General features: G+C 39.5%; 14 protein-coding genes. 7 read left to right on the forward strand and 7 right to left on the reverse strand.

All coding sequences use genetic code 11. The annotated features are described in order from the left end of the window. Positions 1 to 114 precede the first annotated feature (114 nt). Complete coding sequence (locus tag FTU12_RS07310) at positions 115 to 1,506, reverse strand: 3-oxoacyl-ACP reductase (protein ID WP_180105564.1); 1,392 nt, start codon at positions 1,504 to 1,506, stop codon at positions 115 to 117. A gap of 241 nt (positions 1,507 to 1,747) precedes the next feature. Between FTU12_RS07310 and FTU12_RS07315 the strand changes: the two genes are divergently transcribed. Next, positions 1,748 to 3,268, forward strand: coding sequence for an acetyl-CoA C-acetyltransferase (locus tag FTU12_RS07315; RefSeq protein WP_180007893.1), 1,521 nt, complete (start codon positions 1,748 to 1,750; stop codon positions 3,266 to 3,268). A 67-nt stretch (positions 3,269 to 3,335) separates the two neighbouring features. Here the strand turns inward: FTU12_RS07315 and FTU12_RS07320 are convergent, their stop codons facing one another. Both FTU12_RS07320 and aceI read right to left on the reverse strand, forming a co-directional pair. Then, a complete protein-coding gene (locus FTU12_RS07320; protein WP_168377759.1) occupies positions 3,336 to 4,439 on the reverse strand; it encodes an OmpW family protein in 1,104 nt (367 codons plus the stop codon). Positions 4,440 to 4,643: 204 nt separating this feature from the next. Next, a complete protein-coding gene (gene aceI, locus FTU12_RS07325; protein ID WP_168377760.1) occupies positions 4,644 to 5,069 on the reverse strand; it encodes a chlorhexidine efflux PACE transporter AceI in 426 nt (141 codons plus the stop codon). Between the two features lie 116 nt (positions 5,070 to 5,185). Between aceI and FTU12_RS07330 the strand changes: the two genes are divergently transcribed. The 4 genes from FTU12_RS07330 (at position 5,186) to FTU12_RS07345 (ending at position 9,310) form a co-directional block, all read left to right on the forward strand. After that, positions 5,186 to 6,076: a LysR family transcriptional regulator gene (locus tag FTU12_RS07330; protein WP_180114065.1), complete on the forward strand. Its 891-nt coding sequence runs from the start codon at positions 5,186 to 5,188 to the stop codon at positions 6,074 to 6,076. An 89-nt stretch (positions 6,077 to 6,165) separates the two neighbouring features. Further along, positions 6,166 to 7,155 carry a transaldolase gene (tal, locus tag FTU12_RS07335; protein ID WP_078191801.1) on the forward strand — a complete coding sequence of 330 codons (990 nt, stop codon included), beginning with the start codon at positions 6,166 to 6,168 and terminating at the stop codon, positions 7,153 to 7,155. 73 nt (positions 7,156 to 7,228) lie between these two features. Beyond that, entirely contained in the window at positions 7,229 to 7,879 is a 651-nt protein-coding gene (gene leuE, locus FTU12_RS07340) for a leucine efflux protein LeuE (RefSeq protein ID WP_180114103.1), read from the forward strand. Positions 7,880 to 8,140: 261 nt separating this feature from the next. Further along, a complete protein-coding gene (locus FTU12_RS07345; protein ID WP_180114066.1) occupies positions 8,141 to 9,310 on the forward strand; it encodes a benzoate/H(+) symporter BenE family transporter in 1,170 nt (389 codons plus the stop codon). Between the two features lie 330 nt (positions 9,311 to 9,640). Here the strand turns inward: FTU12_RS07345 and FTU12_RS07350 are convergent, their stop codons facing one another. The 3 genes from FTU12_RS07350 to FTU12_RS07360 form a co-directional block, all read right to left on the reverse strand. Next, on the reverse strand, positions 9,641 to 10,201 hold the full coding sequence (locus tag FTU12_RS07350) for a TetR/AcrR family transcriptional regulator (protein WP_180114067.1): 561 nt from the start codon (positions 10,199 to 10,201) through the stop codon (positions 9,641 to 9,643). Between the two features lies 1 nt (position 10,202). Continuing rightward, positions 10,203 to 10,547, reverse strand: a complete 345-nt coding sequence (locus FTU12_RS07355; protein ID WP_078188613.1) for an SMR family transporter — start codon at positions 10,545 to 10,547, stop codon at positions 10,203 to 10,205. Between the two features lie 81 nt (positions 10,548 to 10,628). Then, positions 10,629 to 11,636, reverse strand: a complete 1,008-nt coding sequence (locus tag FTU12_RS07360) for an alpha/beta hydrolase (RefSeq protein ID WP_180114068.1) — start codon at positions 11,634 to 11,636, stop codon at positions 10,629 to 10,631. Between the two features lie 310 nt (positions 11,637 to 11,946). Between FTU12_RS07360 and FTU12_RS07365 the strand changes: the two genes are divergently transcribed. Further along, positions 11,947 to 12,390, forward strand: a complete 444-nt coding sequence (locus FTU12_RS07365) for a universal stress protein (protein WP_078191806.1) — start codon at positions 11,947 to 11,949, stop codon at positions 12,388 to 12,390. 141 nt (positions 12,391 to 12,531) lie between these two features. Further along, entirely contained in the window at positions 12,532 to 12,978 is a 447-nt protein-coding gene (locus FTU12_RS07370; RefSeq protein ID WP_078188616.1) for a universal stress protein, read from the forward strand. A gap of 49 nt (positions 12,979 to 13,027) precedes the next feature. Here FTU12_RS07370 and FTU12_RS07375 read toward each other — a convergent pair whose 3' ends face one another. After that, on the reverse strand, positions 13,028 to 14,056 hold the full coding sequence (locus FTU12_RS07375; protein WP_180114069.1) for a DUF1311 domain-containing protein: 1,029 nt from the start codon (positions 14,054 to 14,056) through the stop codon (positions 13,028 to 13,030). Between the last annotated feature and the right edge of the window lie 109 nt (positions 14,057 to 14,165).

Raw genomic sequence — 14,165 nt, forward strand, 5'->3', positions numbered from 1 at the left:
TATCTTTATAAAGTTCCCTTCCTTTTAAAGAAGGATATTTTAAATCCCCCTCATCCCCCTTTGATAAAGGGGGACTTCTCCTCTCTTTTTCAAAGGGAGGTCGGGAGGGATTAATTAAGCCCCTAACAAGCTTTGACCACACACACGTACCACGTTACCGTTCAAGCCTGTCGATGCCGTTGAAGCAAACATCGCAATCGTTTCAGCAACGTCTACAGGTAAACCACCTTGACTCATCGAGTTCATACGACGACCTGCTTCACGGATTGCAAATGGAATCGCAGCAGTCATTTGCGTTTCAATGAAGCCTGGAGCAACAGCATTAATGGTTACGCCATTTTTCAATAATGGAGCAGTAAATTTAACCACACCAACAACACCTGCTTTAGAAGCAGCATAATTGGTTTGACCTAAGTTACCAGCAATACCTGAAATAGAAGATACGCAAACAATACGACCATTTGCATTGAAGCCATCATTTTCAAGAAGGTAATCATTTACACGCTCAATCGCAGACAAGTTAATGTTAATCACCAAATCCCAAAGCTCAGGCTTCATATTGGCCAAAGTTTTGTCACGGGTAATTCCGGCATTGTGCACGATGATATCCAAACCACCTTGAGCAGCTGCCGCCGCTTTGATTTTTTCACCGGCATCGCTTGCAGTAATATCAATCGCGAGCGTAGAACCGCCAATTTCACCTGCAACACGGTCAAGGTCTGCTTGCTGCTGTGGAACGTCTAAACAAATCACATGCGCGCCATCACGTGACAATACATGTGCAATTGCTTCACCAATACCACGGCTTGCACCTGTTACTACAGCTGTTTTGCCTGCAAGCGGTTTATTCCAGTCAACATCCACAACATCTGCTTTAGATACACGAATCACCTGACCCGATACATAAGCTGAACGTGGTGAAATCACAAAACGTAATGCAGATTCTAAGTTTGCTTCAGCACCTTCATCCACATAAACTAATTGTGCTGCAATCCCTTTCTTAAACTCTTTACCCACTGATTTTACAAAACCTTCTAATGCACGTTGTGCAATGGCTTGTTTCACAGTTTTCGCAGTCTCTGGTGTTGTACCAACAACGACAACGCGACCAGACGCCTGAATTTGACGTGCGATTGGGTTAAAAAAGGCATATAAGGCATGCAATTGTTCTGAGTTTTGAATACCTGAAGCATCAAACACCACAACTTTAAACTTAGACTCTTTATCGCCTTCGTTGAATGCGCTTAAGTTTAGACCTGATTTTGCCGCAGCTTGCTGTAGTTCCGCATTATTGCCTGCATAGCTATTGGCATGAATATTTGCCAAGACTTGTGCAATAGCACCAGATAATGTTGAAGCAGGCGCTGCACCGAATAAAACCGCACCTTTAACTACAGGTGTTGCAGACTCAAAACGCTCTAAAAAAGTCGGTGATGGTAAACCTAAATTTTTGATGACAAATTTACCAATAGGAGATTTTGCAAATGTTTGGTATTGATCAGTCATGTTTATTATCTCTCATACAGATTAATTTTTGATGGATCTGAAGATATCCCTTTAACTTCAAGATGATGTCAGATACTTATATTTCAATAGTTCCATCAGTTTCCATGGAATCATACTTGAGTTAAACCGCAGATGGCTTGACCTGAATGCTTTAGCGAATGTCATTTTAGTCAATTTACCCCTTTGGTGAATATGCTAATGTAGCCGTCAAGAAGATCATCAACATGCTTGGAAAAGCCTTATGAGCAAAACAACTCAAGAAAATCCAGCAGTCGAAAGTCCGACTACGGAAACTGTGTCAAATACATCAAAGAGTACGCCACGTACCGCTAAAAGTACGGGCACAGCAACCAAGTCTACAAGTGATGTCGCTAAAACGAGCCGTCCTCGTCGTGCATCTACACGTACTAAGACACCCGCTTCAAACCCTAAAACAGCTTTAAAATCAACAACTCAAACGTCTGTTCAACAGGATAATACCATGAGTCAAAACACAGTTCGCCGCGTTGCTATTATCGGTGGTAATCGTATTCCTTTCGCTCGTTCTAACGGCGCTTACTTCACTGCATCGAACAGCGATATGTTCACAGCTGCATTAAATGGTCTTGTTGAACGCTTCAACCTTCAAGGTCAACGCCTTGGTGAAGTTGTTGCTGGCGCTGTGTTAAAACATAGTCGTGACTTTAACATGACCCGTGAGTGTGTACTCAATACCGAACTTGCTCCTGAAACACCTGCTTACGATATTCAACAAGCATGTGGTACGGGTTTACAAGCTGCTTTCTTAGTTGCTAATAAAATTGCTTTGGGTCAAATCGAAGTGGGTGTTGCTGGCGGTGTAGATACAACCTCTGATGCACCGATCGCTTTTGGTGATGGCCTACGTAAAGCTTTACTTGAGTTGAACATTGCTAAAACGGGTAAAGACCGCCTGAAAGCATTAACTAAAATTAATGTTAAAGATTTGATGGATGCACCGAAGAACGGTGAACCACGTACAGGTCTTTCTATGGGTGACCATCAAGCAATTACGACACTTGAATGGGGTATCTCTCGTGAAGCGCAAGATGAACTTGCTGCATCTTCACATCAAAAAATGGCAGCTGCATATGAAGAAGGTTTCTTCGATGACCTTATTACGCCATTCCTAGGTTTAGAACGTGACAACAACTTACGTGCAGACTCTTCTGTAGAAAAACTTGCGAAGTTAAAACCAGCGTTTGGTAAAGGCGATGCACGTACGATGACTGCGGGTAACTCGACTCCACTGACTGATGGTGCGTCATGTGTCCTTCTTGCCTCTGAAGAATGGGCAAAAGCAAACGGTCACGAAGTTCTTGCTTATTTAACTTTCCAAGAAACAGCGGCGGTTGACTTTGTCGAGAAAAAAGAAGGCTTATTGATGGCGCCTGCTTATGCAGTGCCTCGTATGCTTGAACGTGCAGGTATTACGCTACAAGATTTCGATTACTATGAAATTCATGAAGCATTTGCATCTCAAGTATTGTCTACACTGAAAGCATGGGAAGATCCTAAATTCTGTAAAGAACGTTTAGGCTTAGATGCACCATTGGGTTCAATTGATCGTTCTAAATTGAACGTGAAAGGTTCATCTCTTGCTGCAGGTCACCCATTTGCTGCAACTGGTGGTCGTATTATTGCAACTGCTGCAAAACTATTGAACCAAAAAGGTTCAGGCCGTGTACTTGTATCGATCTGTGCTGCGGGTGGTCAAGGCGTAACAGCGATTATTGAAAAATAATCCTTTATGCTTTAAAGCAAAAAACCGCTCTTATGAGCGGTTTTTTATTTCAGAGATTTCATAATTTTTAGAAACGATAACCGACACCTAAATAAGTAATGATGGGATCAATATCGATCTTTGTCGTTGCATGAATTAACTGTTCACCGGTCGTTTGGTTAATCACATCGATCTTGGTCTTATTATTTAACTTTGCATAAGACACTGAAGCTGCTGTAAACCAATTTGGGGTGAAGTCATAGGTAAAACCGAGTGTGACAATTGGAGCAATCGCATCATCCGCATCGACATCGACCACCATTTTACCTGATGATTCTTTACCGTCTAATGCAGCACCTGCAAGATTATCCTTAATATTTTGAATCATATGCCCTGCAGCAATTAAGTCAGATTCAATACCTTTATTGAGTTCAATATCATTAAAATACGCATACATAATCCCTGCACCTACATAAGGTCTGAATTTATTCACGCCCGATTTTCCAAATTGATACTGAGCTTGAAATGCTGGCGTCCAAGCACGCGCTGTTGCTGCTTTACTATAAGCATCCAGATTGGTAATTGGTACATCATAATCCAAAGGTAAACCGTCCGGAAACAGCAAACCAGCAAGACCTCCCGGCATTGCATTGCCAGATAAAGGTGCCGTAATCATCCCTTTCCCTTGAATATCCACTTTGGGAGGAATACCGCCAATCATCTGTAAGGATACGTTGTCATTGATATAATAATTGACCATCAAACCTAAAGTATCAACATCCTCTGCTTCTAGACCAGTGCCTCCTGCTGACCAATTTTCCAATCCATATAATGTCGATGTCCCTGCAATATCTGGTTTGATATTGCCTTTGCCATCTGTCATGAGTCCATTAATAAAACTATCTTCTAATAATGTTCCTAAAGTCTCCTTTAAATTTACTGTGTTATCACCGTCTTGAATCGTTGCATTTGGGTCAATTGCTTGTAAAAAACCCTCTTCACTAATGCTTCCAACTTTGGCCTGTGTCCCATTTGCCACAGAAGTATTAATGTTAAAAGGATTCGCCTTTCCTTGCGGCATCACGTGTAACCAACCTGCAGATACAGAAAAGCGCTTAAAGTTACCATCTGCAAATGTAAATTGTGTAAGCCCAAGTAAAACAACAGGTGTGACAATTTTTATCAATTTCATATGCTAACTCCTTGTTTTGCATATTTTTTTAATTAATATATAAAAACATTCTTTGTTCTTATATTTAAAAGTTATGTAATTATTCTAACTTTTTATAGTTAGTTTATGTTTTTGTATATTGTTATTTGTAAAATTTTGCACTATTTTAATGCAAAAAAGGCCTGTACATATCAATACAGGCCAATGTGATTTTCTTATTGAAATTTAACGATATTGTGGTTGGTAACCCAAGTGCGCCTCAATCTGGTCATAGCACCATTGGAAAATAAATGTGTAGACTAAAATACACATGGTCATACTAAAATCGAGCAAAATCGCCTGCCATAAGGTCATATGCATGGCATAAGCCACCATTGGGATGGTTGCAAGCATTAAGCCGCCCTCAAATCCAATCGCATGCAAAACACGTACACCAAAGGTTCTTTTTAACTTTCTTTTTGCTTCAAATTTTTCAAAATAATGATTAAAAATCATGTTCCAAATCACAGAAGTGACCGCCATCGCAATACCGAGCGTACCTGTCACCTCCATCGGAACTTTAAAAATAAAACTTAACGCAATAGCAATGATCACCAATAGGATGATCTCATAGCTTAGCGCATGAATAATCCTTCTCTTGGAAATCGTCATTTTGAAACACTCTATCATTTGTAAAATACTTATTTTATTTTTATATTATTGATTAATCGAGTTAGGTTCTTTCAATATTATTGAAAGGTTGTATTCCCAATTTTTTTTAAATGCACATGAATATTAATCAAGAACAACTGATGATTTTTAAAACAGTCATGGAAACAGGATCATTTTCCGCAGCTGCCAGACAACTCGGCAAAGTGCCTTCAGCGGTCAGCATGTCCATTGCCAATTTCGAAATTGATCTCAACCTTAAACTGTTTGAGCGCGTTGGTCGTGAGCCTGTGCCCACCGCTCAAGCGCTAAACCTGTATGAAAAAACTGAACAATTATTGATAGAAATCAATCAGTGGAAACAGCATGCAATTGCGCTGAGTCATGGTTTAGAGTCATCACTGAATATCGTGGTGGTATCAGAACTGCTTCATACGCAGTGGACCGACTATATCTCTTTGCTAGAAGTTCATTTTCCATCTTTGCAAATCAATATTTTTTCTGCGCCTCAAGAAGATGCCCAAAAGATGTTATTACTAGGTCAAGCACAGCTTGCTCTAATGTTTGAACGTGAACAGCTTGAGAGTTATGAACAATTTGTCGAATTGAAACGTGAAGCATTGGTTCCTGTTGCTGCGACAAAACATGGCCTGTCGAAATTTAAGCAAGTCAGTTTTGAGCAAATTTTGCAAAGTCGGCAAATCGTGGTTGCAAGTCGTGATAAAAGTATCAAACCAGAGTTGTTATTTTCCAAACACAGTTGGCGTACAGATAACCACCACTCTGCTTGTTCGATGATTATTCAAGGTCTGGGTTGGGGTGTGCTTCCATTAGAGATGTTTAATGAAAATCCGACACTCAAAGATCAACTCAAAATCTTAAGCTTTCAAGATTTCACACCCAAATTTGAATATTTCGTCGACTTGGTCTGGAACCGTGAAAAACCTCTCGGCTCGGCTGCTCATTTTTTGATTAATCACATCCGAAATTCACGAAAAACTACGATTTAGACTGCCTAATTGGGCGTTTTTTGGTTGGGTTCTAAACAGATTGTGTTATAAAAGTATGTACACCAAGAACATTAAGAACTAGATTTCAAATGACTCAAAATGCGTTAAACCAATTAAAAAGCCTAACAACGATTGTTGCTGACAGCAGTGATTTAGCTGCGATTAATACATTCCGTCCATTGGATGCGACCACAAATCCATCTTTAATTACAGCAGCGGCAAATCAACCTGAAAATAAAGAACTAATTGAAAGTGCTTTTGAACAAGCGCGTAAAGAAGGTTATCAAAATGATGAGCTGGTTGAGCGCACCATCGATATTCTTACGGTCAAATTTGGTGTAGAAATTTTAAAATTGATCGAAGGACGTGTCTCTACAGAAGTCGATGCAGCCTTGTCCTATGATACTGATGCCACCATTGCAAAAGCTAAAGAGTTACTGGCTTTATATGCACAGTATGGTATCGATCAAAATCGTATCTTAATTAAAATTGCCTCAACGTGGGAAGGCATTCAAGCCGCTAAAGCCCTTGAAGCTGAAGGCATTCACTGTAATCTGACTCTGTTGTTTGGTTTGCATCAAGCTCAAGCCTGTGCAGATGCTCAAGTCACGCTGATTTCGCCATTTGTTGGTCGTATTTTAGATTGGTACAAAAAAGCTGAAAATGTGGATAGCTACCCGATTGAGAAAGATCCAGGCGTGTTATCAGTTAAGCAGATTTACCACTACTATAAACAACATGACATCAAAACTGAAATTATGGGGGCTAGCTTCCGTAGTATTGATCAAGTGCTCGGCTTAGCAGGATGTGATTTATTGACAGTTTCACCAAATTTATTGGCAGAACTGGAAAAAGATCAGCGTACCGTTGAAGTGCAACTGTCTAATCATCATGCACATGCACACTGTCAACACGATGTACAAGTGCTCGACAAGCAAACTTTCAAAGCTGAAGTTGAAAAAGACTTAATGTCTTTCCAACTATTACAAGGCGGTATTGATGGCTTTATTAAAGCCCGTGAGCAATTAAGTAGCTTACTGCGTCAAACTTTTGGCTTAGATGCTGAAATAAAAGCATAAATTAGAAATTTTCAGTTTCATCTAGAACCGAAGTTGTATACTACAGCTTCGGTTTTTTATTTGAGTGTCTTCAGTGTTTGGAATCACAGACTTAACGACCTTTATTATTGGTACGATATTAATTGTGATTTTACCCGGGCCAAATTCACTTTATGTCATGTCTGTTGCTTCTCGCTATGGCATTAAGGTCGGCTATTTAGGCGCTTTTGGCGTTTATACTGGCGATTTAATCTTAATCTTACTCACCGCTCTAGGGGCTGCATCCTTACTTCACGCCTTCCCTTGGTTATTCTTATTATTAAAAATTGTCGGTGCGCTGTATTTAAGTTATCTAGGTATCAAACTTTTCAAGGCTGCCTACCAAACATGGAATGCCGTTCAAATGCCAGAACAACTCGACACCAAGCAACTGAGTTTGAATGAATTGAAACCGTTTAAGACTGCATTAACCATCAGTATTTTAAACCCTAAAGCCATTCTTTTTTACTTATCGTTCTTTGTGCAATTCGTCGATCCTGCATATCCATATCCTACGATTACATTCACCGCACTCGCGATCGTACTGCAAATTATTAGTATGAGCTATTTAACGATTTTGATCTTTTCGGGTGCAAAACTGGCCACCTATTTTAGCCATCGTTATAAATTTACGGCATGTTGTGTGGCAGCAGTTGGTCTTCTATTTTGCGGATTTGGTCTAAAGCTTGCGACATCTACCATGTAAATGATATGTATACAGTACAAAGCTCAAAGTTTTAACTCCGGATAATCTACGATGCCTTTAAATTTTGAATGGATGAAACATCCACAATGTGTGGTTGTCAATTCGTTCTATTAAAGTGCCGTTTGTTAAAGTGTCGTTTGTGAATAAATAAAGTATTTCCATAATATCTCGATGAGCACTTTTACTGTACAGGACTTGAGCGTATCATCCTGAAAAATGTCATCTTAAATCTGCGCCAACAATAGTCATAGCTCGATCATTATGCAAAAACTACTCCAAGACTTTTCCATTCCAGCTGCTTTTGCAGGTTTTATTACGTTCTTAGTCGGGATCAGCGTTTCGGCTGTTTTGGTGATCCAATCTGCACAACTGCTCGGTGCCAACACCGCAGAAATTACCTCTTGGTTTTGGGCACTCGGTTTGGGTATCGGCTTAAGCGGGCTGATTCTGTCTTGGAAATTTAAATATCCTGTTGCGACTTCATGGTCCACTGCAGGACTGGCACTGATTTTAGCGACCGCAAATGGTTACAGCATGAATGCCGCCCTAGGTGCATTTCTTGTTTGCGGCTTATTGACAGCAATACTCGGATTTTTAGGTATTTTTGAAAAAATACTGCGCTATATCCCACAAAGTCTAACCAGTGCAATGTTAGCAGGCGTACTCCTTAAATTTGGTATTGAGTTATTTGTCAGTTTACAAAATGAATGGGCATTCGTTCTTGGTTTACTCGCAGCTTATGTCCTCAGTAAACGACTGTTACCGCGTTATAGCATTGTCATTACGGTAATCATTGGCATTATGCTTTGCCCATTATTACTTGGCTTTCAATTACCGGCGCTTAATTTAGAACTCGCACAGCCGGTTTGGGTCACACCTGAATTTTCGATCTCAGCAATACTGGGTTTAGCGCTACCACTCTTTGTAATCAATATGGCCTCTCAGTATTTACCGGGTTTAGCCATGATTAAAAGTTATGGCTATCAACCCAACGTCAATCAACTGATCGGTTGGACTGGGACAGCCCAAACGCTACTCGCGCCATTTGGATGTTTTAGTGTCAATATTGCTGCGATTAGTGCTGCCATCAGTCTAGATGACCAAGCCCACCCCGATGAGAAAAAGCGCTATATCGCAGGTATGACCTGTGGCTTCTTTTATATTTTGATGGGCCTGTTTGCAGCCACTTTGGTGAGTTTCTTAACCGCTTTCCCATTGGTATTTATTACCGCTTTAGCAGGCATTGCCCTACTAGGCACCATTGGACACAACATCGTCATTGCTTTCCAAGAAGCGAGTGAACGTGACGCCGCTCTACTCACCTTCTTGTTTAGTGCATCGGGCGTACAGTTTTTTGGTATTGGCTCTGCATTTTGGGGTTTGGTCTTTGGTTTAGTCGTACATGCTATTTTCAAATATAAGAGAAATTAAGCCCTCAGTTAAATAATTTGCTTCAAATAAAAGAATGATACGCGGTAACGTCATCCGCAAGTGTTTGATATAGGACTATTTCTAATCAAAAATATTTTTGCGGTACTTTGAATAATTAGACACTAGTGAACAAGTTTTGCGGTGAGGAGCAATGCTCCGCAAGATGGTTTCCTTACGAAGCACGCTTCTCATTTTACCTAAACAAAAGCACCTCCAGCCGAAGGCTAATCCCTTTATTCAATCCCTAGATGTAAGACTCTGTCGAATAGACTTAAAAATCATTTTAAAAATGCGTAATTACTTTTACATATTTAAAATCAGTTATTTAATCTATTTCGCTCGATACGTTCGGGCGATCAGTTCTTGTTTTAATAATTGGGTTTCGCTTTCGTCTTCCACTTCTGTAAAAGCGGTGAGCCAAATACCATCAGCTGCATAACGAACAATTTTCAGTTCTATATCCGAATCGGTCTGATGATGACGCTCTAGACGTGAGTTCATCCATTCGATCCAATATTCATTAAATGTTTTATCTGTCAGCATGGTCATCGAAATCGCGGACCAAGACTGTTGCAAACCCATGATTTGTTTTTCTAAAGTAATTTCAATATAAGCTCGGGTAAAGCGACCGTACGGCTCAGGGTCTTCGTCAATTAAACGGTCAACGACTTCGTCTAATTGAGCCAAAAGCATGACGATCATGGACTCTAAGAGCTTTTGTTTGTTTGAAAAATGATGAAATACACCACCTTTTGTAACCCCAACTAAATCCGCAACGGCTTGAATCGACACCCCATTAACACCTTTATCAGCAGCAAGAAGGATTGCGTGCTGCAAAATACTTTGGCGTATCAGTTGAGGCTCTTTCTTGCGCTGATGCGGATTATCCATATTAATGTCCAGCTGAAGTTGAAAACAGGTTGATCACGACCACACCTGAAACAATCAGGCCTATCCCTAACATGGCTGGGAGGTCTAAACTTTGACGAAAGATAAAGTAGCCAATTAGTGCAGTTAAAACAATACCAACACCTGCCCAAATGGCATAAGCAATACCAAGTGGTATGACTTTAATCACCTGAGACAATAAATAAAATGCCAAACAGAATAAAACTGCGACAGCCAATGAAGGCGCAAGTTTGGTAAACCCTTCTGACTTCACCAAAAATGTCGAACCAATTACTTCTGAGATAATCGCCAATGACAGTAAGCCATACGCCAATGTTACCGAATTCATTATTCATTCCAAAACAAACATACCAACTGGTAGGTATGTTATTAAGTTAGAGATTATTCTGCAAGCATTTTAAGTCTGTTTTTAATTTTTAACGGACTGTACGTGTTGTTGCAAAAATTCTAAAGTGCGATCAAAGGTCTGCTGGCTAGCCTTTTTACTCATCATAAATTGATATTCATGTACCAAATATTCTTTCGAATCTGGATAAAATACCGCCGTCACAGGTACATTATTTGCCTTCAATTTTTCTACAAAAGGCTCAGATTGCGTTTTGGTTAAAAAATCTTTATTGCCACCGCTGATAAATACAGGCGGATAATTTGCATTAATATTTGAGGCCGTTGAAATACGCGTTAAAAACTCGGCATCATCTTTTTTGTCTCCGGTATACGCCTGAACTAAGTTATAGACGCCCCACTCGATCAGTCCAATCTCTGCGGGTGCAGTATTTACAAAGCTGTTTAAATCATAAATACCACAATGTAAAATCAGCCCTTTAAGCTGTGAAGGCTTTAATACAGATTGAATCTTTGACGCTTTCGCAAAATCTGGATTCGTAACCAAGGCGGCATAATGACTGGCCATATTTGCACCTGCAGAATCCCCTGCCAAATACATATTTTGCGAATCAATGCCATATTGTGCTGCATGTAGATTCAAAAACGTCAGTGCTGCATCTATTTGGTTGAGCTGTGTGGGATAAATGGCGTCAGGTGCAAACTGATATTGAACCGAAACCACATTATAGCCTTGGGCTGCGAGCCGTTTAAAATATCCACCTGCATGCTCTTTTGAGCCTGAGACCCAACCGCCACCGTGGATCCAAACAATCGTTGGTCTTGGTGCAATCACCATACTTGTTTCAGGTTGATAGATATCCAAGTTTAAATTTGGATTTTGTAGATATTGAATATTTGACTGCACAATAACATTGTCAGGAGCATGTAGGTTGATGAAGGTCTTTTGAACTTGTGTCGATAAATTAAAAGCACCTGCAATCACTTTGGTACTACTTTGCGTGTTTTGACAACCAGACAAATGCAACACTGAACACATGCTAAGTACAACCAACCCTGCTTTATATGACATATCAAACTATCCAATCGCATCAATTTTGTTATAAATCTTAGATTTAAAACTGTATATAGTTTAGGCTTATTTTCATAAAGTTCAAATTGATCTTTTAGGCTAAAAACCCGAGAAAATTGGTCGATTTTATTTTAATATTTTTGAGCAAAGTCCGAGTTTTTTGCTCAGATTTATTTGACGATTTATCGACATTAATTTATGTAATTTTATGAATTTACAATATTTTTTAGATTAATAAATTGAACCATGCACGACAATGTGTTATCAATAATCTATAGAGTTTAAAAGCAAAATTACAGGAGATTGTTCCATGTCATATCAAAACATTTTAGTACCTGTCGATGGTTCAGAAATCTCGTTTTCTGCAGTTAAAAAAGCTGCAATTATTGCCAAGGCATTTAACAGCCAACTCACTTTAATCAGCCTTGTTGCTGAAGACCCATTTACCGATGCAGACTTCTATTATTCTTCATCAATCATGAAAGAATATTTCGTACAAGCTTATGCAAATGCAGAATCTGCATTGAAAGAAGCTGTGCAAATTACAACTGAAGTGGGTGTAGAAGCACAAAGTAAGATTATTAAAGGCCAAGTTTCTGCTGAAGGTGTAGTAGAAGCAGCCAATGAAGTCAAAGCTGATTTGATCGTGATGGGTTCGCATGGTCGCAAAGGCTTTAAGAAAATGCTGCTCGGCAGCTTCGCACAAGATGTACTCAGTAATACTGAATTACCTGTGTTGGTTGTAAAAGCTTAAGATGACCAAGCCCACATCATGTGGGCTTTTTTGTATTCAGCACACCCTTCACTAATAAGCTTACCCTTTTGTCTAATTCATACAATATCGTGAATAGAGCAAGATTAGATTGATAACATTTAAAATATTAAGGAAGCAGATATGAGTCAATATCAACAAATTTTAGTCCCTGTGGATGAATCTCCAATTTCATATTCTGCTGTTGAACATGCCCTCAGCTTGGCTAAAAGTCAAAATGCACAAGTGACCATTGTCAGTGTTGTTGCTGTTGATCCATTTGTTGGTGTCGATTTCTATGCTGTTGCACCCGCAATCACTGAATATTTTATGCAAGCTGAAAAAAGTGCTCAGCTGCGTTTAGAAGATATCAAACAAACCTTTGTACGCGATGGTATCGAGGTTAAAACCCGTTTGATTCATGGTGTATCGCCAACTGAAGGGATTTTACAAGTGGCTGATGAAATCTCTGCGGATTTAATCATCATGGGTTCGCATGGACGCACAGGTTTGAAAAAAGCCATGCTGGGCAGCGTGGCACAAAATATTTTAACGCAGTGCCCAATTCCTGTTTTGATCATCAAGCAATAAACTAAGATTCAAAAAAAAGCCCTTCATTGAGGGCTTTTCTTCTTTTAGATCAATTAAACACGTTATTTAAATACACAATTCGTTCTGTAGTTTTCTGATTAAAACATTTGGTATATTGCAACTCTTGATTTTGCGTATTCATCGCCTCATCCCAGTATTGCGAATGCTTTTGATAAGTCTCTTTTTCACTTTCATTTAATGAATAAACACTTTTTTGTGCAAGCACTTTACAATCGATATCACGCTTTTCAAACCAGTCTGCTTGATCTTGCTGTAACTGCGCCTTTTGTTCATCACTAAAACGATCCCAAGTCTGATTGAGACGATCCACCACTTTGGCATTATCCTGATCTAGCTCTTTCTTACGAATATCCATTGCCTTTTGTGCAAGGCTCATTTGTTGAGATTGACTCTCCATCCCTTGCTGATAGGATTCTTCGTTTCGCTTATTTTGAGCACTATATGCCGCATATAGCACCGCATGACGTGTCACTGTTACAACGCTATCAATTACGTCATTTTGACTTGGGACACTTAAACTTAAACCATCTTTGTCCGTTTTAGTGATGCTATAGCTAAAGTTCCCTTTAAGCTGATCATTGTCCATGCTTAAGCCTGACTCACCATCTTCGAGTGAATCATTCAAAGTATAATTACCACGTTCTTCACAGCCTTCGTCACATGGTCGTTCAGCAAAGGCGTTTTCAGCACGCTTTTGTAATCCTTTAGGGAAAACCACCAACAATTGACTGCTACATTCCAATGTTTTGGCTTTATTAGGGTCTTCAGTTAAAGTCGTGACATTTTGAATGTTAAATTTTAGATTTTTTACAATCAGATCCATGAGTTGCTGATCGGCTTCATAATCGGACTGACGTATTTCTTTGTTTAATTCTTTGAGATATTCGTTTTTTAAGTGATCTTGCAATTGGTCAATATTGGCTTGTGCAGTACAACTCCAATCTTCCAAAGCAGGCGCTTCCGTTTTGGCTTCAGTATCTTTTTTATTTTTAAAATTATCACAGCCGGATATTAATGCCGCAGACAACATGAGGCTCGTGATGACTATTTTTTTCATTGTATAAGTACCATTATGATTTTATTCTTCGGGCGTATTTTACTCAAAATTACAGCGCTTTGACGAGAAAAATCCCCGCATGTGCAGGGATTTTTTATATATCATCTCA

Origin of the sequence: Acinetobacter sp. YH12063 (genome assembly GCF_013419715.1) — a bacterium.
In the GTDB taxonomy this organism is placed as follows: domain Bacteria; phylum Pseudomonadota; class Gammaproteobacteria; order Pseudomonadales; family Moraxellaceae; genus Acinetobacter; species Acinetobacter amyesii.

What these genes read in the sequence shown, in the direction of transcription:
- FTU12_RS07310 (WP_180105564.1), bottom strand. Translation starts at nt 1,506, where the DNA reads ATGACTGATCAATACCAAACATTTGCAAAATCTCCTATTGGTAAATTT.
- FTU12_RS07315 (WP_180007893.1), top strand. Translation starts at nt 1,748, where the DNA reads ATGAGCAAAACAACTCAAGAAAATCCAGCAGTCGAAAGTCCGACTACG.
- FTU12_RS07320 (WP_168377759.1), bottom strand. Translation starts at nt 4,439, where the DNA reads ATGAAATTGATAAAAATTGTCACACCTGTTGTTTTACTTGGGCTTACA.
- aceI (WP_168377760.1), bottom strand. Translation starts at nt 5,069, where the DNA reads ATGACGATTTCCAAGAGAAGGATTATTCATGCGCTAAGCTATGAGATC.
- FTU12_RS07330 (WP_180114065.1), top strand. Translation starts at nt 5,186, where the DNA reads ATGAATATTAATCAAGAACAACTGATGATTTTTAAAACAGTCATGGAA.
- tal (WP_078191801.1), top strand. Translation starts at nt 6,166, where the DNA reads ATGACTCAAAATGCGTTAAACCAATTAAAAAGCCTAACAACGATTGTT.
- FTU12_RS07345 (WP_180114066.1), top strand. Translation starts at nt 8,141, where the DNA reads ATGCAAAAACTACTCCAAGACTTTTCCATTCCAGCTGCTTTTGCAGGT.
- FTU12_RS07350 (WP_180114067.1), bottom strand. Translation starts at nt 10,201, where the DNA reads ATGGATAATCCGCATCAGCGCAAGAAAGAGCCTCAACTGATACGCCAA.
- FTU12_RS07355 (WP_078188613.1), bottom strand. Translation starts at nt 10,547, where the DNA reads ATGAATTCGGTAACATTGGCGTATGGCTTACTGTCATTGGCGATTATC.
- FTU12_RS07360 (WP_180114068.1), bottom strand. Translation starts at nt 11,636, where the DNA reads ATGTCATATAAAGCAGGGTTGGTTGTACTTAGCATGTGTTCAGTGTTG.
- FTU12_RS07365 (WP_078191806.1), top strand. Translation starts at nt 11,947, where the DNA reads ATGTCATATCAAAACATTTTAGTACCTGTCGATGGTTCAGAAATCTCG.
- FTU12_RS07370 (WP_078188616.1), top strand. Translation starts at nt 12,532, where the DNA reads ATGAGTCAATATCAACAAATTTTAGTCCCTGTGGATGAATCTCCAATT.
- FTU12_RS07375 (WP_180114069.1), bottom strand. Translation starts at nt 14,056, where the DNA reads ATGAAAAAAATAGTCATCACGAGCCTCATGTTGTCTGCGGCATTAATA.